Genomic DNA, 24,084 nt, shown 5'->3' with positions numbered 1-24,084 from the left:
GATCGGCCCCCGATGGGCGAGCTTGAGCTTCGGGTCGCCGTTCGTGGTCGGCGATCCTTTGCCGAGCATCAGTACCATCGGGGTGCCTTGAGGGTTATGCGGCCGCATTACCTCGATGACTCCGGGCAGGTTTGTTATGTGGTCGTGAATCCTGGCGGGGCTTATCTTGGGGCGGACCTGTTCCTGCTCGATATTGAAGTCCAGGACGGGGCTGACCTGCTGCTGACCACCCAGTCCGCCACCAAGATTTACCGGACTCCGGGCTCTTTTGCCGAGCAGCGGATGGTTTTGCGGCTCGGGGAGGAGGCGCGGCTGGAACTCATGCCGGACCAGCTCATCGCCTACCGGGAAGCCAGCTACCGGCAGCGGACGTCCGTGACCCTGCGGCCCTCGTCGTCGCTGGTCATGGCCGAGGTTGTGACGCCCGGATGGTCGCCCGACGGCGCCGCCTTCCGGTATGAGGAAGTGCGCCTGAGGAACCACATCTGTGTGGAAACCGGGGCGGGGACCGAACTGCTGGCGCTGGACAACCTGCTGATCCGGCCGCCGCTCCACGACGTCACCGGGCTGGGATTCATGGAAGGCTACAGCCACCTCGGATCGCTGGTGGTGGTGGATCCCCGGGCGGACCAGGCGCTTGCCGACGAACTGCACCTGCTGACCACCGACCACCGGGCCCTGACCGGCATCTCGCTGACCCGCACTGTGTCGGGGACCACCGGGCTGGTGCTGCGGAGCCTCTCCAACAGCACCGACGAACTGAACCGCCTGCTTCGATCCTGCACGGACCTGCTGCGCGGACGCTGGTACGGCCAGGGACCGCTGGACCTGAGGAAGCACTGATGGCCGGCATCGCCGCACTCTACCGGGACCGGGACTCGCTGCCGCTCCGGACCCGGGCGCTCTTCACCTTTGGTGCCGTGGCCGCGCTGCACGCTGCCGCCGTCGTCCTTTTGCTTGCCGGAACCCGGACCGGGGGCGGCGGGGCGCTCTCCTGGGGACTTGTCCTCACCGCCTACCTGGCCGGGGTGAAGCACAGCTACGACTGGGACCACCTGGCCGCCATCGACAACTCCACCCGGAAGTTCGTGGCACAGCGGCAGCATCCGGTGAGCGTGGGCTTCGCGTTCAGCCTGGGCCACAGCTCGGTGGTGACCCTGGCGGGGGTGCTGGTAATCGCCGGTGCGTCCATGGTTGGCGGCCTGATGGAGGACGGTACGGCCGGGAACCTGGTGCTGGGGCTGATCGGCAGCGGTGTATCCGGGCTGTTCCTGCTGGCCATGGGGCTGTTCAACGGCTCGGCCTTCACCCGCTCGGCCGCTGCCTTCCGGCGTTCCCGGGCCGGAGCAGCCATTGATCCCGGCGACCTGGAACCGCAGGGCCTGGTGGCGCGGCTGCTGGCCAAACCCCTCGCCAGGGTGCGCCGGCCGCGGAACATCTACGTGATTGGCTTCCTCTTTGGGCTGGGTTTCGATACCGCCACCACCATCGGGCTGCTGATGATGACGACGGCGGCGTCCCTGGCCGGGGTGCCCCCGTTTGCCCTGCTCGCCCTGCCGCTCGCCTTCGCGGCCGCGATGACGCTGTGTGATTCGGTGAACGGGATGGCGATGATGCGGATGTACCGCTCGGCACTGGCTGACCCGCGGCGGAAGCTTGGCTTCAATGCTGCGGTGACGGGCATCTCGGCGGTCTCGGCCCTGTTCATTGCCGTGATCACTTTGGCCGGCTTCTTTCACGCCGCATTCGGCTTGCATGATCCGGTGACGGCGTGGCTTTCATCGATCGACCTGGGCGACGCCGGCCTGTTGCTGGTGGCGCTGCTGCTGGCCGTCTGGGGCGGGGCCGCGCTGGCGTGGAGGCAGGCCCGCAACGGATAGGGGCGCGGAGCCGGCAATCCACTGCCGGTGCCGCGCCCCCCCCGTTGTGGTAGGCGGCTCCTAGCCGAAATCGGCCACGTAGCTGGGAACTCCGACGGCGTCCGTGGACACCGGCGCTCCGGTGTCATTGACCACGTGGTCCAGTGTCCCGGCGCCAAGATTCACGGTCAGCAGGCTGTGCAGCTTCACGTTCGGTGTCACCGGGACCTCGAAGCCACGGCTGGCGTGGATGGTGGGGTCCACGTTGTTGTACACGTAGCTGCCGCCGCCCCACAGTTCGTGGGTTTTGACGGAGTCGGCCACCTTGTACCCGGCCCAGCCCAGGACCCCGTCATGCTGCCACGCTGCCTGGTTGGGGGCGTCGTAGGGCAGTTCATTCTGGAAGAAGACCGTTTTGCCGTTTTCGCCGTTCCAGATGACGTTGTACTCCTGGTAGTGCTCCACGAACAAGCCGGTGGCGGTGACGTTGTTGCCGTTGACGATCACGCCGTTCCTGCCGGGGTTGGTGGTCCAACCGACACCGTTCCCGTGGTCTGCGCGCCAGGCCCAGATGTGGTCCAGGAGGACGTTGTCGCTGTTGACTTCCAGGCTGACCGAGGCCTTGCCCACGTGGGGCCCGCCGATGCGGAAGAACACATCGTGGAGGGTGGTGGGATTGGCTGGATCGCTGCGGACGGCAGAGTTGGCCGGTCCGCCCCCTGCGCCCGGGATTGCCTTGCCGATGCGCATCAGGGCGGGTGAGCTGACCTCACCGGCATCCACGGTAACGGCAGCAATGTCCACGCCGGGGACATCCGCGACTGTCAGGGGAACCGATCCGTTGACGGCGGAAAGTGTTGCCATTCCGAGTCCAAGCACCACCGTGCCTGCCCGCTTGACCTCGATGCTGCGGTCAATGTCGTAGACCCCGGGGGTAAGGAGCAGGTTCTTTCCGCGGGCCAGTTGCGTGTTGATGGTCTGCACTGAATCGCCGGGCGATGCGACGTAGAAGTCGGCCAGCGGGATGCTGCGGCCTTCCGTAGGTCCGTTTTCCCAGGTGGTCCCCGCTGAGTCCTGGCGCACGGAGGGCACGAACACGCTGTACTGCCCGGCGGGGTCCACCGTCAGGTAGGGCTTCTCGCGGCTGATGGGAGTCGTGTCCAGGGTGGTGTACGGCGGGTCCGGGAAGGAATCTGCCGGTGCCCCGTTGACGCCCGAGAACACCTGGTTCCAGACTCCGTTGGACCAGCTTCCAATGCTGCTGTTGCGCACCAGGTACTGCTGCTGGGAGCCGTTGATGACGGCGCCCGCCTTGGAATCAGCGATGAAGCCGCCGCTGGCGTACTGCGGGCCGGCGGTGCAGTAGTCCATCAGGGAAAGGTTGCCGCCGGTGATGTTGACCCGGCGCATCGGCGAAGCCTGGGAGGCGGCCCAGAAGTTTGCCGAGCTGCGGCAGCCTTCGAGGCCGGTGACATTGATGGTGAGGTTGGACAGGGAGCGCCAGAAGTTGTTGAGGGCGATGCAGTTGTCCGCGGTGAGGCAGCGGTTGTAGACGTCGACGTGTCCATTGATGGTGACGTCGGTGGGTGCAGCGCCCAGTCCGGCGACTTCCGTGGAATAGCCCACCTGGACAATCAGGGGCTCCTCGGGGGTGCCGTAGGTACCGGGCTTGAACAGCAGGGAGTAGCGCTTGGTCCCCATTTCGTCATCCACCTGCTGCGCCGCAATGGCGTCCACCGTGGCCTGGATCTGCGCCACGGGCATGCTGGGATCGAAGACGTAGGTGTTGGACCCGAACGGGTTTTGCGGCGCCGGCGGTGGCGACGCCGGAGCCTGGACTGCGGGCTGCGCGGCTGAGGGTGCGGCCTGTGCCGGAACGGTCGCGCCGCCGGCGAAAAGCCCGATGAGGAGGGCGGTGCTTGCGGCAACGATGCCATGGTGGTGCCGGCGCTGCGGCGGAAGGGGTCTGGGTGCATCAGGGCGTGAGGATAGCGGCATTGCTGGTCCTGTCAGTGGTGGGGCTGGACGACCATAACGGCTGCGACAGGCAGCCGGGGTCGAGTGGTGGGAGCGCTCCCGTCGGGGAAGCGTAGCATCGGGTTTTTGCCGGGGCAAGGGTTTCGCGGGAGCGCTCCCATGGAGCGGCGGTGTCGTATTGTCGGTGTAATGAACGAAAAGACCAGCCGGGCCGCTCCGGCCGGCCCCGCGCGGCCCAGCCCCACGCTGGAGGACCTGGCATCGGCCGCTGGGGTGTCCCGCTCCACGGCATCCCGCGCCATCAACGGCGGCTCCAAGGTGAGTGCGCAGGCCCAGGCTGCGGTTGATGCCGCGATCGTGGCACTCGGCTACACCCCAAACCGTGCCGCGCGAAGCTTGGTCACCCGGCGCACGGGTTCGGTGGCGCTGGTCATCCCCGAACCCGACGCCCGGGTCATGATGGACCCGTACTTCGCCGCAGTCATTACGGGAGTCAATGAAGCACTGCGTGAGACGGACCTGCAGCTGGTACTGCTGATGTCCCGAACCGGCGACGACTCGGCGCGGACCATCCGCTACCTGCGCGGGGGCCACGTTGACGGTGCGATCGTGGTATCCCACCACCGTGCTGACGACTGGGTGGAGACCCTGGGCGTTACCGGGTTGCCCACCGTCTTCATCGGAAGGCCGTGGGACACGGAATCCGGAATTCCCTACGTGGACCTGGACAACGTCGAGGGCGGGCGGCTGGCGGCACGGCACCTGGCGGGAACCGGCCGCACCCGACTCGCCACTGTCGCCGGCCCCACTGACATGACGGCCGCCGTCGACCGCCTGGAAGGATGGCTACAGGGGCTCAGGGAAGCCGGCCTTGAGCCCGGACCGGTGATGCACGGGGACTTCACGACGGCGGGAGGTGCCGCCGCTGCCAAGAGCCTGCTGGCCGGGACGCCCGGCGTGGACGGGATATTCGCCGCATCAGACCTCATGGCGCTCGGCGTGGTGGACACTCTTCGCGGAAGCGGGCGGCGGGTGCCGGACGACGTGGCGGTGGTGGGCTTCGACAACCACCCCATCCAGGCGGCAAACGGCCTGGGGCTCACCACCGTGGCCCATCCCGTGGCGGACATCGCGGCTGCGGCCGGAAAGCTGCTGGTAAGCGCCATCGGCAACCCCGGAGAGGCCTGGGAACCCGTCATTTATCCGGCGGAGCTCGTGGTACGCGGAAGCACTGTTTTGTAGCCGGCGGCGCCGGTCTTCCGCCCGGGACTTAGGCGGCCAGCCCGCCCTTCGCCTTGCGGTGCGTCCGGTGCCTGGCCGGTGCCAGGCGTGAATGGGCGCCCCCCAGGACCTCGCTGCCGTCCGGAACGGTGCTGTCCGAATCCAGGTGTACGCCGTGCTCGATCAGGGCGCTGGAGCCGATGCGCGAGTGGCTGCCAATGTGGACGCGGTTGCCGATCACGGTGCCCCGGCCGATGCGCACGCCGTCGCCGATGACCGTCCGGTCACCGATGGTCGCGCCGCGGTCGATCCAGCTGCCGTGTCCAATCCGGCAGCCTGAACCCACCTGCGCGCCGTGCTCAACGTAGGTCATGGGGCCGATCCGGGCGCTCTCCGCCACGCTGGCTCCCGGAGCGATGAGGCCGCCGCCGTTGTCATGGCGGCTGTACCGGGTGACCTTTCCGGCGTCGTCCTCGACTGACACAAACTTTGCGGTCATACCATCCCTCGTTACCACCGCGGTTATTTACCGCGCAGTAGGTTAACGGCCGGGAGGCCGCGAGGATTCCCTGGACTGGGCCGCGGAGGGGCTACGCCACCAGGTTGGCGGCGGCGGTATCCATGTGTTCCAGGATGGTCTTCCGGGCCAGGGTGGCATCCCCGGTGTCGATGGCGCCCACGATGTCCTTGTGGCGGTCAACGCTCATGTTGCTGACGCCCTTTTCCAGGCCCGCGAACATGATGGACATCCGGATGGACCCTTCCAATGACTCCCAGGAGTGGAGCAGGGTTTCATTGCCCGTGAGCCGGCAGAGGGTTCGGTGGAATTCGAGGTCGGATTCGATCCGCTCCTCCAGGCTTCCGTTCGTGGCCTCCGTCATGGCGTCGATGGCTTTGTGGAGGGATTCGGTGACGTGCTGCCGGTCCGGGAGCTCGCAGAGTGTCCGGGCGGCGAGGGATTCCAGGGCGGCGCGGACGGCGTAGATGTCCCGGATTTCCTTTTCGTCCAGGTGGCGGACGGAGAGGCGGCCACGGGGTCCGGCGGACAGCAGGCCCTCCTGTTCCAGCTGGCGGAGGGCTTCGCGGAGCGTGCCGCGGCTGATCTGCAGCATCTCGGACAGTTCGGTTTCCACCAGGTGCCGGCCCGGTTCCAGCTCGCCGCTGGTGATGGCGGTCCTCAGTGCCGAGAGCGCCTGCTCGCGCAGGCTTTTCTTTTCCAGTCCCAGCAGCGGGGCGGTCAGTCCGGCCATGGCTTCTGTCCTCAATGTCATAAGTCGACTGTTTACAGTCGGTAGTGGTTTCGATATTACGGCAGAAAGCACGGCACCGGAGGGGACCGGTGCCGTGCTTTCTGCATTGGTTTCGTGCCCTAGCCGAGCTCGGCGAGGACTTTGGCCACGATGCGGTCCACGGCAAGGCCGTACCGGTCGTGCAGGGTGGGCAGGGCGCCGGCGTCCAGGAACTGGTCCGGCAGCGCCACGGGCACCACGCGCTTGCCCACACCGGCGGTGACGACGGCGGAGGCCACGGTTTCGAACAGCCCACCCACCACGGAGTGGTTCTCCAGGGTGACGGCGAGGCGGTCCGTGTTGATTTCCTTGAGGACGGTTTCGGCGTCGAACGGCTTGATCGTGGGGGTATGCACGACGGCGACGTCCACGTTGTGTGCCGCCAGGGCCTTGGCTGCCTGCAGGGCGCGCATGGTCATCAGGCCGGAGGAAATGAACACCACGTCGTTGCCGCCGCGCAGCACCTTGGCCTTGCCGAGCTCGAACGTGTAGTCGTACTCATCCAGGACGGTGGGCACGTTGCCGCGCAGCAGGCGCAGGTAGGTGGGGCCCTCCGAGACGGCGAGCTGCGGCACGGCCTGTTCGATGTCGATCGAGTCGCAGGGGTCAACGATGGTCAGGTTGGGCATGCCGCGGAAGATCGCCATGTCCTCCGTGGCCTGGTGGCTGGGGCCGTACCCGGTGGTCAGGCCGGGCAGGCCGCCCACGATGTTGACGTTCAGGTTCGGTTCGGCCGCGTCCAGGCAGAGGAAGTCGTAGGCGCGGCGCGCGGCGAACACCGAGTAGGTGGACGCGAAGGGCACCAGCCCCGTCTCGGCGAGCCCGGCGGCTGCGCCGAAGAGCAGCTGCTCGGCCATGCCCATCTGGAAGAACCGCTCCGGGAAGGCCTGGGCGAAGATGTGCATGTCCGTGTACTTGCCTAGGTCCGCGGTCAGGCCCACGATCTTGTCGTTCTCCTGTGCGGCCTTGACCAGGGCGTGCCCGAACGGTGCGTTGGAGGTCTTCTGGCCCGGGTCGGCGAACGATGCGATCATCGCCGAGGTCTTCAGCTTCGGCTTGGCCGCTGCTGCGGTGTCGGGGGCCTCGGTGGTGGTGCTCATGCGGAAGCCTTTCCTTCGTAGCCGGCAGTGAGCTGCTCGCGGCAGATCTGCCATTCGTTCTCTTCGATGCGCATGAAGTGCGCCTTTTCGCGGTTCTCCAGCAGCGGAACACCCCGGCCCACCTTCGTGTCGCACAGGATCACAGAAGGACGTCCGACGGTGGCGGCCTGGGCAGCTGCGTTGTCGAACGCCGCCAGCAGCGCCCCGACGTCGTTCCCGTCCACCCGCTGGGTGTACCAGCCGAAGGATTCCCACTTTTCGGTGACCGGTTCGGTGCGCAGCACCGTGTCCGTCTTGCCGTCGGCCTGCAGGGCGTTGATGTCCACCATGGCGGTGAGGTTGCCCAGCTGGTGGTGGTGCGCGCCCATCGCGGCCTCCCAGGTGGAGCCCTCGTCCAGTTCCCCGTCGGAGAGGAAGTTGAACACCCGGGCGGACGAGCCCTGGTAGCGCAGGCCCAGGGCCATGCCGACGGCGATGGTCAGGCCGTGGCCCAAGGAGCCCCCCGAGATTTCCATCCCGGGCGTATAGGTGGACATCCCGGACATCGGCAGGCGGGAATCGTCCGAGCCGTAGGTTTCCAGTTCCTCCACCGGAACGATCCCGGCTTCGGCGAGAGCGGCATAGTGGCCGATGGCGTAGTGGCCGGTGGAGAGCAGGAACCGGTCGCGGGCTTCCCAGTGCGGGTCCTCGGCGCGGTACCGGAGCTGGTCACCGTAGACGGTGGCGAGCATGTCCGCGGCACCCAGGGCCTGGCCCACGTACCCCTGGCCCTGGACCTCGCCCATGTTCAGGGCGTGGTGCCGGATCCGGTAGGCGGCGGCGCTGATCTTATCCAGCCGTTCCGGAGTCACCGCAGTCTGCAGTGTTTGTCCCTGCAGTGTTTCTCCCTGCGGGGCGTCCTGGACGGTATCTGTAGGCATTACTGGCTCCGTGGTCGTTTGGTGCGTGGTGGTCATTCAGGCGTTGACGGTGTTCGGGGTGCTTTTGGTGGCCTCGTCAGCCAGCTCGCGTTCCCGCTTGCCCCAGGTTTCCCGGGTGGCGACGGCGGCCCAGAGGCCGATCAGGGCGTACGCGCCGAAGAGCAGTGCGGGGCCCATCCAGCCGAAGCTGACGAACAGCAGCGTGGTGATGAACGGGGTGAAGCCGGACACCATGGCCGAGATCTGGTAGGCCAGGCTGGCGCCGGAGGCGCGGGTCTTGGCCTGGAAAAGCTCCGGGAACCAGGCGCCCTGGGCGCCGGCCAGGGAGTTCTGGCATACCGCGTAGGAAATCACGATGGTCAGGATGATGGCGATGAACAGGCCGGTGTTGACCAGCAGGAACATCGGGATGGCGAACAGTGCGGCGAAAGCGGTGGACCAGATGTAGAGCGGGCGGCGGCCGATGCGGTCCGTCATTGCTGCCCAGGCCTGGGTGGCAAAGATGCCGATGGCCGAAGCGATGCAGAGGGCGATCAGGGTCTGGCTCTTGTCCGCCAGGTGCTGGCTGTTGATGTAGGAAATCATGTAGGTGATGGAGACGGCGTAGCCGGCGGTCTCGGCGATGCGGAGGCCGATGCCCTTGACGATGTTGCGCCAGTCCGTCTTGATGACCTCCACGATGGGGGCCTTCACGATGGCGCCGCTGTCCTTGACCTCATCGAACACCGGGGACTCGGGGACCTTGGAACGGATGACCAGGCCCACGATGACCAGCAGGATGCTGGCAAGGAACGGGATGCGCCAGGCGAGCTCGCCACCCAGTTGGACGCTGAACAGGAAGGTCAGGTTGGCCAGCAGCAGGCCCACGGGGAAGCCGGCCTGGACAATGCCGGTGTACTTGCCTTTGGCCTTCCAGGGTGCGTGCTCGTAGCTCATCAGGATCGCGCCGCCCCACTCAGCGCCGAAGGCCAGGCCCTGGACGATGCGGACGAAGACCAGCAGTGCCGGGGCCAGCAGTCCGACTGCCGCGTATGTGGGGAGCAGGCCGATGGCGAAGGTGGCCAGGCCCATCAGGATGAGGGAGGCGACCAGGACCGGCTTGCGGCCCACCTTGTCGCCGAGGTGGCCGCCGATGATGCCGCCAAGGGGGCGGGCTGCGAATCCGACGCCGAGGGTGGCGAAGGAGGCCAGGGTGCCGGTCACGGGATCGCTTCCGGGGAAGAATGCAGTGCCGAAGTACAGTGCGGCAGCGGTGCCGAAGCCGATGAAGTCATACGTCTCAATCACGGCCCCCACGCCGGATCCGATGGCAACTCGCCGGGCGTCCTTGGTGCCGTGGACCGGGCCGCGCATGGTCAGAGCATCTTTGCTCATGGTGGTTCCCTTTCGAAAAGCGGCTGAAGGAGGTCGGCCGCTGTCGACTGTTAACAATTGATGGGATCCAGTGTGACCCAGATCATTCTTACTGTCAACAGTCGACTTTTAGAGTTGACTGTTGACAGTTAACGTCCGTATTGTGGTCCCCATCACTACAGCCCGGCACGAACCAAAGGATCAATGATGTTCCATTCCAGACTTGGGTGCTCGTCCATCAGCTTCCGGCACCAGGACCTGGGCACCGCCCTGCGCACCATGAAGGGGCTGGGCTTCGAGGAAATCGACCTGGGCGCGCTGCCCGGCGTTTGCGACCACGTGCCCTACGAGCTGAACGCGGCCGCGGTGGACACTGTCTCCGCCGAGGTCAACGCTTCGGGCCTGCGCGTCCGTTCCGTGAACGGCGACATCGGGGACCTGAACAAAGTGCTCGACGACGAGGGCCGGGCCGGGCGGGAGCGCCACCTTGACGCCCTGCTGACCCTGACGTCCAACATCGGTGCGAAGGCACTGGTCCTGCCGTGCGGCGCCCTCGTCAACGCCCCGGTCCGGAGCGTTGACGAGGACCTGGACCTCGTTGCCGCCCAGCTCATAGGTGCCGGGCGGCGGGCGGCGGAGTTCGGCGTCGAACTCTGGACCGAATCCCTGCACTTCCTGCGGTTCTGCTGGAACCTGGAGCGCGCGGGACTCCTGGCCGACCGCCTAGCCGGTTCCGGCGTCGGAATCGTCATGGACTTCAGCCACATTGTGGCCTCCGGCGAGGACATCCAGGCTTACCTGGACCGGCACCAGGGCCGCATCAGCCACGTCCACCTGCGCGACGCCGTGCCGGGGAACATCAACCTCAGCATCGGCAACGGGGACGCCGACTTCGCCGGCGGCCTGAAGCGGCTCGCCGCCGACGGCTACACCGGCCACTTCTCGCTCGAACTGGAAACCCGGGACGTCACCAATGACGAACGCCCGGCCGCCGCCGCCAAGGCAGCAAGCTTCATCACCGACCTCATCTGAACCCACTCCCTCCATCGACTGCTGAGTAAGTGTCGTTTTGAACGTCCAAAACGACACTTACGGAGCAATCGATCCATCAAAACAATTCAAGGAGCACCACCATGACCACCATCCAGCGCACCGCCGTCCTCACCGGAGCAACCTCGGACCGCGGCATCGGCATCACCACCGCCCGCCGCTACGCCCGTGACGGCTGGGGCATCGTCATCCTGGACCTCGACGGCGAGAAATCCGCCAAGGTCGCCGCCGAAATCGGCAACGAATTCAACGTCCCCGCCTTCGGCCACGAGATCGACGTCGCCAACGAAGCATCCGTGATTGCCGCCCAGGCCGCCGTCGCCGCCGAAGTGGCCGCCGGCAACCTCCCGCCCGTCGGCGCCTTGGCCAACATCGCCGGCATCACCTCGCCCATCCCGTTCCTGGAGACCACCCTTGAGCTGTGGCACAAGGTCATGGACGTCAACGCCACCGGCACCTACCTGGTGACCAAGGCCTTCCTGCCGGACATGATCAACAACGGCTGGGGCCGGATCGTCAACATGTCCTCCGTGTCAGCCCAGCGCGGCGGCGGCGTCTTCGGCAAGGTCCCCTACTCCGCCGCCAAGGCAGCCATCCTGGGCTTCACCAAGGCCCTGGCCCGCGAACTCGGCACCACCGGCGTCACCGTCAACGCCATCACCCCCGGCGCCGTGGACACCAACATCCGCGTGGGCAGCACCGAGGAGCAGGAAGCGGCCATCAACGCCGGCATCCCGCTGGGCCGCAACGCCACCACCGAGGAAGTGGCCGCCGTGATCGCCTTCCTCTCCTCCGAGGACTCGGCCTACCTCACCGGCACCACCGTCGACATCAACGGCGGCAGCCACATCCACTAGCAGCCCCTGACAGCCCCCAGCACTGACAGCCCCCGGACGCCGGAGAACCCACCATGACCAAAATCTTCAACGACCCCTCAGAGTTCGCCGAGGAGGCCCTGGCAGGCTTCTGCGACGTCCACTCGGACCTGGTCCGCCAGGTCCCCGGCGGCGCCGTCCGCCGCTACCGGCCCGCGCAGCCCAAGGTTGCCGTCCTGGCCGGCGGTGGATCCGGGCACTACCCGGCGTTCGCCGGCGTGATCGGTACCGGCTTCGCCGACGGCGCCGTGGTGGGCAACATCTTCACCTCGCCGTCCGCCCAGCAGGCCTACTCGGTGGCCAAGGCCGCAGAGTCCGGCGCCGGCGTCGTCTTCACCTACGGCAACTACGCCGGCGACGTGATGAACTTCGGCATGGCCAGCGAGCGCCTGGCCGCCGAGGGCATCGCCGTGGAGAACGTCCTGGTGACGGACGACATCGCCAGCGCCCCGCCGTCGGAATCCGGAAAGCGCCGGGGGATCGCCGGTGACTTCACCGTCTTCAAGGTGATGGGGGCCGCCGCCGAGAACGGCGCGGACCTGGCCGAGGTGGTCCGCCTGGGCCGCAAGGCCAATGACCTGACCCGCACCATCGGCAGCGCGTTCGCCGGCTGCACGTTCCCCGGCGCCGACGCCCCGCTGTTCACCCTTCCGGAGGGGCAGATGGGCCTGGGCCTTGGCATTCACGGTGAGCCGGGACTGCATGATACCGACCTGCCGTCGGCGAAGGAACTGGGCCGGGAACTGGTGGCCCGGGTACTCTCCGAAACCCCTCCGGATGCCGGCAGCAGGATCGCCGTCATCCTCAACGGGCTCGGCTCCACCAAGCACGAGGAGCTGTTCGTCCTCTGGGGAACCATTGCGCCGCTGCTGCGCGACGCCGGCTACACGCTGGTGATGCCTGAGGTCGGCGAGCTGGTCACCAGCCTGGACATGGCCGGCGTCTCGCTGACCATCACCTGGCTGGATGGGGAGCTGGAACCGCTGTGGGTTGCCCCTGCCGAGACTCCGGCCTACCGCCGGGGTGCCGTGGTCACCCCGGCGGGAGCTTCCGCCGGGGAAGAAGCGGCCGACGCCGGCGCCTCCGCGGAGGCGTTCGTCGCCACTGACGCCTCCCGTGGGTATGCCGCGGCCTGCGTCGAGGCCATTGGTGCCGCGCGCACCCTGCTGCACGGGGCCGAGGAACGGCTGGGCCGGATGGACGCCATCGCCGGCGACGGCGACCACGGCCGCGGCATGGTCCGCGGGGTGGACGCCGCCGCTGCCGCAGCATCCGCCGCCCTCACCGCCGGTGCAGGTGCCGGCGACGTGCTGGCTGCCGCTGGCGACGCCTGGGCGGACAAGGCCGGCGGAACCTCCGGTGTGCTCTGGGGAGCGGGCCTGCGCGCCTTCGGTGAGACGGTGGGAAACTCCTCCCCACCCGGGGCTCCCGTCCTCGCGGCCGGCGTGACCGCATTCGCGGACCGCATCGTCCAGCTGGGCAAGGCCGAAATCGGCGACAAGACCATGGTGGACGCCCTGCTGCCGTTCGCTTCAACATTCAGCCGCGCGGTGGCTGACGGTGCCGAGCCAGGCCTGGCCTGGCAGGACGCCGCCCGCGAAGCGGCAGCCGCGGCGGCGGCAACCGCCGATTTGCTGCCGCTCAAGGGCCGCGCCCGCCCGCTGGCCGAGAAAAGCCTGGGCACCGCCGACCCCGGCGCCACGTCCCTTGCCATGGTCTTCGCCGTGATGGGGCCTCATTTCACCACCACTACAGCTGGCGCTGCGCCGGCGGGAGCCAAGTAATGACGACGGAAGGACACACCATGGGGCTGCGGCTCATTGTCGGCGCGGACGAAGCCGGCGTTGATTACAAGGACAAGGTCCTGGCGGATCTCCGCAACGACCCCCGTGTCAGCGAGGTGATCGACATCGGCGTCAACAGGACCGACGCCGCGGACGACTTCACCAGGCCCTACCCCTACGTGGGCATCGCGGCCGGCGAGATGATCCGCGACGGCCGGGCCGACCGGGCCATCCTCTTCTGCGGCACGGGCATCGGGGTGGCCATCGCCGCGAACAAGGTGGAAGGCATCCGCGCCACCGCGGCGCACGACTCGTTCTCGGTTGAGCGTTCCATCCTGTCCAACGACTGCCAGGTCCTCACCATGGGCCAGCGCGTGGTGGGCGTCGAACTCGCCCGCCGCCTCGCAAAGGAATGGATCGGGTACACGTTCGATCCGTCGTCGGCCTCGGCGGGCAAGGTCAAGGTCCTCACCGACTTCGAGGGCTGCTAGCCGGACACATCGGGGGAACGTCATGAAGCCCTACCCCTGCCACGACTGGGGGCGCCTGATCGGGGTTCCGGTGGAGATCCGGAGGGACTCCGAGGTGGTGCGGGCCGGTGTGGTGGATGACGCCATGCCGCGCCCGGCCGCGCTGTGGCTCGCAGCCGACGCCGGTGGCGGCAGGGAACTGTTCACCGCCGCCGAAGGGTACGAGGCATGGATCCGGCCCCGGGAGCTGGGCGGAAAACTCTGCTACAAGATGGCTGCCGCCCCGTTGCGCGGTGCTCCTAGACTGGGGTGATGATCACAGTCACCGGAAGTGTGGAAACCAACCTGTCCGCGGAGAAGGCCTTTGCCTTCATGCGTGAGTTCGAAAACACCACCAAGTGGGACCCCAACACCCCTGTCATGGACAAAATCACGCCGGGACCCGTAGCTGTGGGGCACAAGTACCACGCCGAGTCCGAGTTCCGCGGGAAACGCCAGACCCTGGTCTACGAGGTCATCGAACTGACGGACAACCACATCAAGCTGCGCGGCGAGAACAAGACCGTCACCTCGTTCGATTCCATCGATGTCATCCCCAACGGGACAGGCTCGGTGGTGAAGTACACGGCCGAGTTCAGCATCCACGGGCCGGCCAAGATCATCCAGCCGCTCCTGAAGCCTGCCTTCAATTCCCTGCGCGATCCCGCACTGAACGGGATCCGGGACACGCTTAACGCGCTGGCAGCGGCCTGACGGCTTCGAAGAACTCCCGGAGCTCCCGGCGCGGATCGTCCTCCAGCCGGATTTCGTCGCCCAGCACCAGGGTGCTGCGAGCCTCCCCATACTCGGGCCACTCCAGCCCCGCAGTTGCCGGGTTTCCGGTGCCGGCGAAGGCCGCCCAGGCCCCGCTCATGGCGTAGCCGAGGGCTTCCGGTGCCTTGCCCCTGGTGAGGAACGCAGCCTCCGGTGCGTCCAGGTGCCGGAAGACGAAGGGGATGTCCAGTGCGTGGCAGGCACCAAGTTTTCCGCCCATCGCCGGGCTGCGCCACGTGAACAGGTAGGCAAAGGTCTTCCCGGCGCCGCCTTGTGCTGTTGAACCGTCCTCTGCAGCCAGTTGGCGCGCTGCCAGGAGCCGGTTGCTGGGTTGGCGGTAGACGGTATCGGCGATGGCGGCCTCCAACAGTTCCTTGCCGGCAGGCTCGCGGAACAGCACCCGGGCGAGCGCCTGCGGGTAGCCCGAGGCCTGCGCCGACGGCACCCCCGCACCCGCCAGGACGGCGGCGGCGCGGCCAGGGTAGTCCGGATCGCCGGCGGCAGGCGGGCGCATCTCGACCGCAAAGGAGCCCTCGTTGAGGTTGGTCCCGATCAGCAGGTCCACACCGCTGTTGAGCCCGGCCCGGACGCTGTCCAGCGGCGGCACGGGCAGGGACGGCGTCCCCACCGTGGGCTGGAAGGGCAGCGGCACGGCGAAGGTTTCGGCTGCGAGCCGCCGTTCCAGGGCGGCCTGGGCCTCCAGCAGCCGCTCCACAGGGAGGGTGAGCAGCTCCTTCGCGGTCGATTCGTCCAGGCCGCACAGCCCCAGGAACCCGGCGCTGATGCGGGCCGAGTCCTCCGGCCGGCGGTACCGTTCCGCCGTGCCGCTCTGCATGATGGCCCGGCGGAAGAGCCCGTCCGACGCCGGCATGCCCAGCAGGGTGCCGATCGCTGCCGCGCCTGCGGACTCGCCGAACACGGTGACGTTGTCCGGGTCGCCGCCGAACGCGCCGATGTTCCGGCGCACCCAGCGGAGGGCCTCCAGCTGGTCCAGCAGGGCGAGGTTTCCGGAGTCCTCATAGCCGGCACCCAAAAGATCAGCCAGGTGCAGGAAGCCCAGCGCGCCCAGGCGGTAGTTGATGGACACCAGCACCACGCCCGCCGCGGCGGCGAGCCGGGCGCCGTCGTACATGCCGTCACTGTTGGCGCCCAGAAGGTACGCGCCGCCATGGACCCAAACCATGACCGGCCTGGCGGGACCGTCCGTCCCCGGTGTCCAGATGTTCAGGTTGAGGCAGCCTTCCTCGCTCCAGGTGCGCGGCCTGGCGCCCGGGGGCGCGGGGGATTCGGGGTTCTGCGGCGCAGCGGATCCCGGTGCCGTGCAGTCCAGCGCTTCGGTCCACGGCGGCACCGGGACCGGGGGCCGGAAGCGGTGGGCGCCCGACGGCGGCGCGGCGTAGGGGATGCCAAGGAACCGGTGGACGGTGGTCCCGTCAGCTTCCAGGGAGCTGCCATGGACGGGTCCGCTGGGCGTGGAGAGGCGCGTCATGGTTGACAGGTTACGGGGTCCGCACAGGTAGGCTGTCATCACCGTTCGGCAGTGGGCGGCCACGATGCTGTGGCGTTTAACCATTGTCCGGAGGTAAGACCCGTGCTGAACGCCGGCGTCCCTGAATACAGGGACTTCGCAGACGTTGCCCTGCATCTCCAGGAGTCGTTCCTGCAGAACCAGGAGGTGGAGGCATTCCTCCGTGACCTGGCGGAGTATGCTGCCGCGCGGCTCGGCTCTCCGGATCATGAGTGTTCGTGTGAAATTACGGTGCTGCGTCCCAAGAAGCCCGCGGCGACCGCCAGCAGCCAGCCGGGTGGAGCGCTCATAACCCCGCTGGAGTCCAAGTATGGCGACGGTCCGGGACTGACTGCCATGGGCAGCGGAGGCACGGTCCTGGTGGGAGACCTGCGGCGGGAGCAACGGTGGCCGGAGTACGTCAAGGCGCTCCGGCGGCAGGGCATCCTTTCGGTCCTGAGCATCCCGGCCGCGCTGGAAGGGGACACCCGGGGTGTCCTGACGTTCTACTGCTCACAGCCCGTTGCATCCGGCAGCGACGGCGTCCGCGCCGCCGAGGCGTTCGTGAGGCAGGCGTCCAAGGGCCTTAAGCTTGCCCTGCGGATGCTGAAGCTGGAGGAGACGCGGGAGGGCATGAGCGCCGCCATGCAGACCCGCACGGTGATCGACCTGGCCACCGGGGCCATCATGGCGCAGAACCGCTGCAGCCAGGCCGCCGCCTTCAAGTTGCTGCGGGACGCGTCCAACAGCAGGAACATGAAGCTTCGCGACGTCGCCGCCGCCGTGGTCGCATCCGTGGCCGGCGCCGCGGACACCTTCAGCTACTTCGACGAGTAGGGGTCTTTCCGCTCCGGGTCATGCCACTCCGGCCGGAAGAGGAACAAATCGGAGTTGCTGAGGGGAGCCCGCAGCAGCAGGCCTTCGGCGGCACAGTGTTCATTGACGGCCTGGGCCAACGCGTCCCGCTCCTTGGGCGGGAGGGTCCCCTGGCCATCGCAGTAGTCACGGATGAGCTGTTCGGAGGCATCGCCACCCAGCCCAACGAACTCCAGCCACAACTGGGCCAGGTCCAGCCGGTGTTCCTTGATGACAGCCCCGGTCAGGGCCTGCTGGTCCACGGCATCCATCATCCCGTCCTCGCGATTGGCTACACTCCTACACTTTGTCTTCGGAACCGCTGGCCCGGTGGATGGGAAAGATTTTTAAGATTCTTTTGCCTGCAAGAATGGGTCCATGCCTCTGCGCACTTACCCCGTCCGGCGGCTGGCAGAGGATCCGGGGAACGTTCTGGACCGGGCACTCTGGCCGGCGGTGCTGCCACCGGTGTCCCAGGTCCTTGACCAGGGACTCGACCTGGGGCCCGCCACCATCCTGGTCGGCGAGAACGGGTCGGGGAAATCAACCCTGGTTGAAGCCCTCGCGCTCGCCTACGGGCTGTCTCCAGAGGGCGGCTCCACAGGCGCACGGCATGCCACCCGCCGCACCGAATCAGTCCTGGGAGACCACCTGCAGCTCATCCGGAACGCCGGTGCCACCCGGCGGGGGTACTTCCTGAGGGCTGAGACGATGCACGGGTTCTACACGTACCTGGAGCAGAACCCCAGCACAGCCCTCCCGGACATTCCGTTCCACGACATGTCTCACGGAGAGTCCTTCCTGCAGCTGGCAGCCGACCGCTTCAACGGTCCTGGGCTGTGGGTCCTTGACGAACCGGAATCCGCCCTGTCCTTCTCGGGCTGCCTGAGCCTGCTGTCCGTCCTGAAGGAACTGCTGGCCGGCGGAGGATCCCAAGTGGTGATGTCCACGCATTCCCCGTTGCTGGCGGCCCTTCCCGGAGCCTCGATCCTCGAAGTGGGGCCCTGGGGATTACGGCCCCGCGCCTGGGAGGAACTGGAACTCGTCGCGAACTGGCGGCGGTTCATGGACTCGCCGGAACGCTACCTCCGCCACATCTAGACCGCTAGCCCCGGGGGACCTTCGCCCCTAGGCAGCGGACCCGCCCCGGCAGTCAACTTGAGTGTCTGGAGCAGGCAAGCACAACAGGAGGCAAGGACCATGGGCGCATGTGACGTCTGCGGCAGCAGCGAGGGCCGCATGTTCACCGTCAGTATGGGGAACCAGACCGGAACATTCGACAGCTTCGAATGCGCCATCCACATGATGGCGCCGGCCTGCGAGCACTGCGGCTGCCGGATCCTGGGCCATGCCGTTGAAAGCGAGGCCGGCATCTACTGCTGCCTGCACTGCGCAAAGGAAGCGGGGAATCCGCACCAGGCCGCCAAAGCGGAGCACTCGACGGTGGCCGTGCCGGCACAGGGGACCGCAGCGGGCCAGGCCTAGCCCCGCCGGAAGAACTTCACAACAGGAAGAGGGGAACTGTGGCCGGCAGCGGAAGTTTCAGGATCGTGGTGGGCGCGGACGGGTCAGACCAGTCCAAGGCGGCAATGGACTGGGCCATCGAGGAGTCCAGGCTGGGCGGCGGCGAGGTGCAGGCCCTGACAGCCTGGAACTTCCCCTACGTCAGCGATGCCCTCGGCACAGCCTGGGACTACGACATCTTCCAGAAGGACGCCCAGGCCATCCTCGAGGCAGAACTCGAACGCGTCAAGGACCGGGGCGTGCCCATCACGGGGCGCATCGTGGAAGGGAATCCGGCGTCGGCACTTATCGACGCCTCCAGGGACGCGGACCTGGTGGCGGTCGGTTCGCGCGGCCACGGCGGATTCACCGGGATGCTGCTCGGCTCCGTGTCCCACCAGACCATCCACCACGCGCACTGCCCGGTGCTGCTGATCCGCGAACCCGGTTCCGCCTAGGGCGTGCGGGGGGCTCCAGGGAACGTGGGGACCCAGCAGCGCACCGCCTCGCGGTAGTGCTGGAACCCGGCGCCGAACCGCTCCGCGAGGTCTGCTTCTTCCAAAGGCCGGACGGCATAGTTCCACACCAGCGAGCCCAGGACTGCGTAGGCCACCGCGAGCCACGACTGCAGCAGCAGGCCCACCGCGGCTCCCTGCACTATGCCTGCCACCGCCATCGGGTTCCGGATCCACCGGTAGGGCCCGGCGATCACCAGGCGGTTGGGCATGGCCGACGGCAATGGCGTTCCATCCCCCAAGGTGGACATCACCACGGCCGACCAAATCCCCAAGGCGCTCGCCAGGACCAGGAAGGCGGCACCGGCCGGAACTGCCAACGGGGGAAAGGGCAGGGAGAGGCCCCAGCGCTGTTCAAGGAAACCCAGGATGGGCGGAACAAGGCCCAGGAAGAAACCCCAGAACACCACGATCTGCGCAAGCGTTCCGGCCATGTGGAGTCCCGGTCGTGGCCGGCTGCGGGCCTGCCGGAAAGCGAAGGGGCCGCGCACAATCCACTCGGTAGGTATCCGCCCCAGCATGACAAGGCAGAGCGCAGCGGCTGAACCTGAGGTGGCAGCCCCCATAGCCAGCACACCCAGGCCCGCCTGGGCCGTGGCGGTGGCATAGACGGCCAGGGCGGCGGTGACGAGGACGGTCCACGAGGTACTGACGACGGCGGCTGTCCTTACTCCGGCAGCCGCGGCAGCGGAGGCAACAACAAACAGGGGAACGTCCAGGGTGGCGGTGAGGACGGGGTCGAGTCCACCGAGGGTGGCCCGGCGGATCCCGGGCGAGAGGAAAACAGCGACCCACCAGAGGCCACCAGCCACTGCCTGCAGGGCAAAGTACGCCCGGCCCCACCAAGCCAAATCCCCTTGGGCCAAGCGTGGCACGGATCCCCCCGAATCGTTCCACTGAATGAAAGCTGCCGCCCCACCGACGTATCGGGCAGCAAGACTTGTTCCTGAGACTACCTGTTGAGCCGGGACTGCCTGCCGGTCCGGGCGCGGGATCACTCCCGGCCGGCCGCCCCCGGACCTGTGAAAGGACCAGCATGGACATGATTCGGGTCGAGCCCCGGTGCCGCGTGATAATCGACAACGACTGGGCAGGGGACCCGGACGGGCTGGTGGCCCTGGCCCACCATGCGTTGTCGCCCGCCAACAGGATCGTCGGCGTCACCAGTTCACTGACCAACCCGATGTTTGGACCGCCCGGCGGCATGGCGCAAAGGGGCGCAGACCTCGCGGCCGGTTTGCTGCGGGTCCTGAAGCGGCCGGAAGTGTCCGACGTGCAGGCCGGCTCCGATGCCCCCTTCACCGGACAAGCCCGGGACAATGCGGCTGCCCGTGCCATTGTGGACGCCGCGGCGGCCGGAGGAGAGCTGCCCCTGATCCTTGTCTGTGCCGGCCCGCTCACCAACGTGGCCGATGCGCTCCTGCTGGATCCCGCCGTCGCCCATTCCCTCACCCTGGCGTGGGTGGGCGGGGCGGCGGCGAATGAGGAGGAATACAACTACTTCACGGATCCCGCCGCCGCGGATTCTGTGCTGGAAAACCAACAGTTGGCCGTCTGGCAGTTCCCGGCAGAGACGTACCGGCAGGTGGTTGCCCCGGTGGCAGAACTCGATCATGCCTTCAGGAACTCAGGGCCGGCCGGCGCATGGCTGTGGGAGCTCTACAACAGCCTGGAGGTGCCGGATTTCGTGAAGTTCGGGCCGTTGTGGTGCCTGGGCGACAGCGCACCCCTGGTGGTCACCGGGCTCGACGACGTCACGTCCACCTTCACGGAAACGGGCACCCAGCCCTCCCGCCGGACCTACACCTCGGTGGATACGCGGTTGATCATGGCGGACTTCCTCGCGAAGCTGCGCCTGCATCAGTAGCAGGCTAAAACAATGGCCCGGACCGCCAAAGGCGGTCCGGGCCATTGTTTGCCACTATGCCGGCTGCGTGACCGTGGATGCAGTGTGCTGCCGGGCGAAGGTGCCCAGCCAGCGTGCACTGTCCTTCGGGGTCCGTTCCTGGGTGGAGCGGTCGACGGCGATCAGGCCGAACATGGGCCGATAGCCGAAAATCCACTCGAAGTTATCGAACGCGGTCCAGGCGATGTAGCCCCGCACGTCGATGCCGTCGGCAAGGCAGGAGGCAACGCCGTCGACCGCCGCCTCCAGGAAGGCCACGCGCTGCGAGTCATCCTCCGTGGCCAGCCCGTTCTCGGTGACCATCACCGGGATGCCGGCAACGCGCCAGGCCTCCCGGATGGTTGCTTCCAGGCCCTGGGGGTAGATCTCCTCGCCCATCTGGTTCACCGCCGCTCCCTCCGGAGCGGGAGCGTGGCCGTCCGGGCCGTACACGGTGCGGCCGTAGGTCTGGATGCCCACGAAGTCGTCGCCGCGGGATGCTTCCAGGAACCGCTCGTTGACGTCCCGGCGCACCAGGTCCGCGGTTTCCTCGCCGCCGGGGATGGACTGGATGTCCGAGTTGGCCAGGGTCCAGCCCACCTGCAGCTCCGGTCGGTGCGCCTTGATCGCTGCGGTGGCCGCCTTGTGCGCCGCAAGTTTGACGTTGAAGCCGGCCTCCGTGGAGCAGAACTGGAACGGGGCCACCGTGCTGGCGTCCACGCCAAGGCGTTCCGCCGCGGCTGCCCACATGGGAACCCTCCCGCGGTTCTCCGGTGCTTCCCCGCCGATGCCGAACGATTCCAGCAGCCACGGAAGATTGGGTTCGTTCAGGGTGCAGGCGACGCCGATCAGGTCGCCCAGGTGCGCCATCACACGGTCGCAGTAGCGCGCGAAGAGCTCCGGCGTACGCCCGCCCTCCCAGCCGCCGGACCGCAACAGCCAGAGCGGCGACGCGAAGTGGTGGAACGTGACCACCGGGGTGAGCCCGTGCTCGTGGCAGGCCTCCAGCACCCGCTTGTAGTGCTCCAGCTCGGCCACCGAGAAGTGGCCCTCTTCCGGTTCGATCCGGGCCCACTCCAGGGAAAAGCGGTAGCTGGTGAAGCCCAGGCCGGCGATCAGCGCGATGTCCTCCCGGTACCGGTTGTAGTGGTCCACGGCGTCCCCCGAGGGCTCGGCGAAGATGGTGCCCGGAAGGTGTTCCAGGAACCAGACATCGCTGTTGACGTTGTTGCCTTCAACCTGGTGGCCGGCGGTAGCCACGCCCCAAAGGAAGTCATGCGGAAACGGGTTGGTCATAGGGGATTCCTCTCATCATGGACGCGCGGAGGCGTCCCAGGCCTCACTGCCTGCATCCATCCTGTCCAGCGGCGTGACCGCCGCCACAATACTTTTTCAATCAATGACATTCTCATGTTTGGTCCCGCAGGCCCCAACGGATTCTTGAAGGGAGCCGGACAGCTCCGGCCCCTCGAATTTCCTCCGTTTGTCACCGTCATAGAAGAATGCGAAGGCGCACCAGATGAAACTTATGACCTCCACCGCACGCGGCAGCGCTGCCGTCCTGACCGGTGCCCTGCTGATGGGTTCCCTGGCCGCCTGCGGCGGCGGCAATTCCCAAGCGTCCGCGAAGGCTGATGCGAGCAGCCTGACCCTGGCCATCGACAGCGATTCGGCCTCCTTCGGCTACGACCCCCTGCGCGTTGCTGCAGCCCAACGCCAGTTCTTCGAGGGCCTCTACGACAGCCTGATGACCCTCCAGCCGGACGGCTCCACGGGCCCCGGCCTGGCCAAGGACTTCAGCTACAACGCGGACAGCACCGTCCTGACGCTCAACCTCAAGGACGACATCACCTTCACGGACGGCTCCAAGCTTGACGCGGCACTGGTCAAGGCCAACCTGGACCGCCGGTCCGACCCCGCCCTGACCGCCTACTCCGCCGTGGCCAAGGGCGGCGCCCAGGAAATCACGTCCGTGGACGTAGTCAGCCCCACCCAGGTGACCCTGACCTTCGCCAAGCCGCAGCCCGGGTTCGAGAAAAACCTGGCCTCCACCACCGGAATGATCGTGGGCAAGAACGGTGTCACGGACACCGCCAGCCTGGCTGCCACGCCGGACGGTTCCGGTCCCTACACCCTTGACCCGTCCACCGTGAAGGGCAACAAGTACATCCTGGTCAAGAACGACAAAAGCGCTGACGCAGCCAGGTTCGCCTACAAGAAGGTTGTCTTCAGCGTCGTCCTGGACCCCCAGGCCCGCGCCAACGCCCTGGTCTCGGGGCAGGCCGACGTCGCGATGCTGACGTCCTCCACGGTGGACTTCGCCAAGTCCAAGGGAGTGGGCGTTTCCCAGGCGGGCGGCACCGTCAACACCATGATCTCGTTCGACAAGATCGGCAAGACCGCGCCCGCGTTCGCACAGGAAAAGGTGCGCCAGGCCATCCAGTACGCCATCAACCGCCAGGCCCTGGTGGATGCCCTGCACAAGGGTGACATCCCCGCCTGGAATGCCCTCCCCAAGGACTCCGCGGGCTTCACCAAGGACCTCGAAACCAAATTCGCCTACAACCCGGACAAGGCCAAGAGCCTGCTGGCCGAGGCCGGTTACCCCAACGGCTTCGAATTCACCATCATCGCCGGCGCCCAGACCCAGACAGACCTCCAGGCCGTCCAAAAGGACCTCGCCGCCGTCGGCATCACCATGAATGTGAAGATGGCCGCTTCCACCGACGAAGCCTTCGCCGCGGTGGCCACCACGCCCCTGGGGTACGCGCCGCTGAACTGGGACAACCCGGTGGGCGTCATGTACGGCGTCGTCCTCAACGGTTTCACCAACGTCCAGAAGGCCACCGATGACCAGCTCAGCGCCGCCACCGGCGAGCTGGCCGCGGCCAAGGATGACGCTGCTGTGAAGGCCGCCGCCACCAAGCTGAACACGCGGCTGGTGGAGTCCGGCTGGATGATCCCGCTGTACGAGGCGCTGACCAACCAGGGTTACAACACCAAGAAGGTAGCCCCGGTGAAGTTCGCCGGCACCAACGCCTACCCGCTCCTCTCGTCCTACACGCCGGCAAGCTGATACCCGCACCTTCCCGGGCGGCCGCAGGACCA

General features: G+C 67.3%; 25 protein-coding genes. 15 read left to right on the top strand and 10 right to left on the bottom strand.

All coding sequences use genetic code 11. The features are described from left to right. The first annotated feature begins 12 nt into the window (after positions 1–12). Positions 13–843 carry an urease accessory protein UreD gene (locus BACI349Y_RS18395; protein WP_236560919.1) on the top strand — a complete coding sequence of 277 codons (831 nt, stop codon included), beginning with the start codon at positions 13–15 and terminating at the stop codon, positions 841–843. Continuing rightward, the gene (locus tag BACI349Y_RS18390) at positions 843–1,880 is read left to right on the top strand and encodes a HoxN/HupN/NixA family nickel/cobalt transporter (protein WP_159634176.1); all 1,038 of its coding nucleotides are present in this window, start codon (positions 843–845) and stop codon (positions 1,878–1,880) included. Before BACI349Y_RS18395 ends, BACI349Y_RS18390 begins: the two co-directional genes overlap by 1 nt. A gap of 60 nt (positions 1,881–1,940) precedes the next feature. On the opposite strand, the gene BACI349Y_RS18385 is transcribed toward BACI349Y_RS18390, so the two are convergent. Next, positions 1,941–3,857 (bottom strand): adenylyl cyclase, encoded by a 1,917-nt coding sequence (locus tag BACI349Y_RS18385; protein ID WP_159634173.1) that lies wholly within the window; start codon positions 3,855–3,857, stop codon positions 1,941–1,943. A gap of 168 nt (positions 3,858–4,025) precedes the next feature. On the opposite strand from BACI349Y_RS18385, the gene BACI349Y_RS18380 reads away from it, so the two are divergent. Further along, the gene (locus BACI349Y_RS18380) at positions 4,026–5,078 is read left to right on the top strand and encodes a LacI family DNA-binding transcriptional regulator (RefSeq protein WP_159634169.1); all 1,053 of its coding nucleotides are present in this window, start codon (positions 4,026–4,028) and stop codon (positions 5,076–5,078) included. Positions 5,079–5,106: 28 nt separating this feature from the next. On the opposite strand, the gene BACI349Y_RS18375 is transcribed toward BACI349Y_RS18380, so the two are convergent. The 5 genes from BACI349Y_RS18375 to BACI349Y_RS18355 all read right to left on the bottom strand — a co-directional run bounded on the left by BACI349Y_RS18375 (position 5,107) and on the right by BACI349Y_RS18355 (position 9,740). Then, positions 5,107–5,556 carry a DapH/DapD/GlmU-related protein gene (locus BACI349Y_RS18375; RefSeq protein ID WP_159634165.1) on the bottom strand — a complete coding sequence of 150 codons (450 nt, stop codon included), beginning with the start codon at positions 5,554–5,556 and terminating at the stop codon, positions 5,107–5,109. Between the two features lie 91 nt (positions 5,557–5,647). Then, positions 5,648–6,307: a GntR family transcriptional regulator gene (locus tag BACI349Y_RS18370; protein WP_159635915.1), complete on the bottom strand. Its 660-nt coding sequence runs from the start codon at positions 6,305–6,307 to the stop codon at positions 5,648–5,650. Positions 6,308–6,426: 119 nt separating this feature from the next. Then, positions 6,427–7,446, bottom strand: a complete 1,020-nt coding sequence (locus BACI349Y_RS18365) for a transketolase family protein (RefSeq protein ID WP_159634162.1) — start codon at positions 7,444–7,446, stop codon at positions 6,427–6,429. After that, entirely contained in the window at positions 7,443–8,366 is a 924-nt protein-coding gene (locus BACI349Y_RS18360; protein ID WP_159634159.1) for a transketolase, read from the bottom strand. Before BACI349Y_RS18360 ends, BACI349Y_RS18365 begins: the two co-directional genes overlap by 4 nt. A gap of 36 nt (positions 8,367–8,402) precedes the next feature. Continuing rightward, entirely contained in the window at positions 8,403–9,740 is a 1,338-nt protein-coding gene (locus tag BACI349Y_RS18355; RefSeq protein WP_159634156.1) for an MFS transporter, read from the bottom strand. 186 nt (positions 9,741–9,926) lie between these two features. Between BACI349Y_RS18355 and BACI349Y_RS18350 the strand changes: the two genes are divergently transcribed. The 6 genes from BACI349Y_RS18350 (at position 9,927) to BACI349Y_RS18325 (ending at position 14,651) form a co-directional block, all read left to right on the top strand. Then, the gene (locus BACI349Y_RS18350; RefSeq protein WP_159634153.1) at positions 9,927–10,751 is read left to right on the top strand and encodes a sugar phosphate isomerase/epimerase family protein; all 825 of its coding nucleotides are present in this window, start codon (positions 9,927–9,929) and stop codon (positions 10,749–10,751) included. A gap of 101 nt (positions 10,752–10,852) precedes the next feature. After that, positions 10,853–11,626: an SDR family NAD(P)-dependent oxidoreductase gene (locus tag BACI349Y_RS18345; protein ID WP_159634150.1), complete on the top strand. Its 774-nt coding sequence runs from the start codon at positions 10,853–10,855 to the stop codon at positions 11,624–11,626. 53 nt (positions 11,627–11,679) lie between these two features. Continuing rightward, positions 11,680–13,428, top strand: a complete 1,749-nt coding sequence (locus BACI349Y_RS18340; RefSeq protein ID WP_159634147.1) for a dihydroxyacetone kinase family protein — start codon at positions 11,680–11,682, stop codon at positions 13,426–13,428. Then, entirely contained in the window at positions 13,428–13,919 is a 492-nt protein-coding gene (locus BACI349Y_RS18335) for an RpiB/LacA/LacB family sugar-phosphate isomerase (protein ID WP_275181914.1), read from the top strand. The genes BACI349Y_RS18340 and BACI349Y_RS18335 overlap by 1 nt, the downstream gene beginning before the upstream one ends. 22 nt (positions 13,920–13,941) lie before the next feature. Then, positions 13,942–14,211: a hypothetical protein gene (locus BACI349Y_RS18330; protein ID WP_159634144.1), complete on the top strand. Its 270-nt coding sequence runs from the start codon at positions 13,942–13,944 to the stop codon at positions 14,209–14,211. Beyond that, the gene (locus BACI349Y_RS18325) at positions 14,211–14,651 is read left to right on the top strand and encodes an SRPBCC family protein (protein WP_159634141.1); all 441 of its coding nucleotides are present in this window, start codon (positions 14,211–14,213) and stop codon (positions 14,649–14,651) included. Before BACI349Y_RS18330 ends, BACI349Y_RS18325 begins: the two co-directional genes overlap by 1 nt. On the opposite strand, the gene BACI349Y_RS18320 is transcribed toward BACI349Y_RS18325, so the two are convergent. Further along, the gene (locus tag BACI349Y_RS18320) at positions 14,629–16,200 is read right to left on the bottom strand and encodes a carboxylesterase/lipase family protein (protein WP_159634138.1); all 1,572 of its coding nucleotides are present in this window, start codon (positions 16,198–16,200) and stop codon (positions 14,629–14,631) included. The two genes, BACI349Y_RS18325 and BACI349Y_RS18320, sit on opposite strands and share 23 nt — an antisense overlap. Positions 16,201–16,302: 102 nt before the next feature. On the opposite strand from BACI349Y_RS18320, the gene BACI349Y_RS18315 reads away from it, so the two are divergent. Then, entirely contained in the window at positions 16,303–17,055 is a 753-nt protein-coding gene (locus BACI349Y_RS18315; RefSeq protein WP_159634135.1) for a GAF and ANTAR domain-containing protein, read from the top strand. Here BACI349Y_RS18315 and BACI349Y_RS18310 read toward each other — a convergent pair. Further along, on the bottom strand, positions 17,040–17,345 hold the full coding sequence (locus tag BACI349Y_RS18310) for a hypothetical protein (RefSeq protein WP_159634131.1): 306 nt from the start codon (positions 17,343–17,345) through the stop codon (positions 17,040–17,042). The two genes, BACI349Y_RS18315 and BACI349Y_RS18310, sit on opposite strands and share 16 nt — an antisense overlap. 106 nt (positions 17,346–17,451) lie before the next feature. Here BACI349Y_RS18310 and BACI349Y_RS18305 point away from each other — a divergent pair, with 106 nt between their 5' ends. The 3 genes from BACI349Y_RS18305 to BACI349Y_RS18295 all read left to right on the top strand — a co-directional run bounded on the left by BACI349Y_RS18305 (position 17,452) and on the right by BACI349Y_RS18295 (position 19,034). Continuing rightward, positions 17,452–18,174 (top strand): AAA family ATPase, encoded by a 723-nt coding sequence (locus BACI349Y_RS18305; RefSeq protein WP_159634128.1) that lies wholly within the window; start codon positions 17,452–17,454, stop codon positions 18,172–18,174. A 99-nt stretch (positions 18,175–18,273) separates the two neighbouring features. Continuing rightward, the gene (locus BACI349Y_RS18300; RefSeq protein WP_159634125.1) at positions 18,274–18,558 is read left to right on the top strand and encodes a hypothetical protein; all 285 of its coding nucleotides are present in this window, start codon (positions 18,274–18,276) and stop codon (positions 18,556–18,558) included. A 38-nt stretch (positions 18,559–18,596) separates the two neighbouring features. Further along, the gene (locus BACI349Y_RS18295) at positions 18,597–19,034 is read left to right on the top strand and encodes a universal stress protein (RefSeq protein WP_159634122.1); all 438 of its coding nucleotides are present in this window, start codon (positions 18,597–18,599) and stop codon (positions 19,032–19,034) included. On the opposite strand, the gene BACI349Y_RS18290 is transcribed toward BACI349Y_RS18295, so the two are convergent. Continuing rightward, entirely contained in the window at positions 19,031–19,912 is an 882-nt protein-coding gene (locus BACI349Y_RS18290) for a methyltransferase family protein (protein ID WP_236561069.1), read from the bottom strand. The genes BACI349Y_RS18295 and BACI349Y_RS18290 overlap by 4 nt on opposite strands. Positions 19,913–20,127: 215 nt before the next feature. Between BACI349Y_RS18290 and BACI349Y_RS18285 the strand changes: the two genes are divergently transcribed. After that, positions 20,128–20,958: a nucleoside hydrolase gene (locus tag BACI349Y_RS18285; protein ID WP_159634119.1), complete on the top strand. Its 831-nt coding sequence runs from the start codon at positions 20,128–20,130 to the stop codon at positions 20,956–20,958. Positions 20,959–21,012: 54 nt separating this feature from the next. On the opposite strand, the gene BACI349Y_RS18280 is transcribed toward BACI349Y_RS18285, so the two are convergent. Further along, positions 21,013–22,272, bottom strand: coding sequence for a glycoside hydrolase family 1 protein (locus BACI349Y_RS18280; protein ID WP_159634116.1), 1,260 nt, complete (start codon positions 22,270–22,272; stop codon positions 21,013–21,015). Between the two features lie 223 nt (positions 22,273–22,495). Between BACI349Y_RS18280 and BACI349Y_RS18275 the strand changes: the two genes are divergently transcribed. Then, positions 22,496–24,052, top strand: coding sequence for an ABC transporter substrate-binding protein (locus tag BACI349Y_RS18275; protein ID WP_159634113.1), 1,557 nt, complete (start codon positions 22,496–22,498; stop codon positions 24,050–24,052). Positions 24,053–24,084: the final 32 nt, after the last annotated feature.

The organism is Arthrobacter sp. 8AJ (assembly GCF_902506025.1).
Taxonomy (GTDB): domain Bacteria; phylum Actinomycetota; class Actinomycetes; order Actinomycetales; family Micrococcaceae; genus Arthrobacter.
This window is presented reverse-complemented; position numbering and strand designations above follow the sequence as displayed.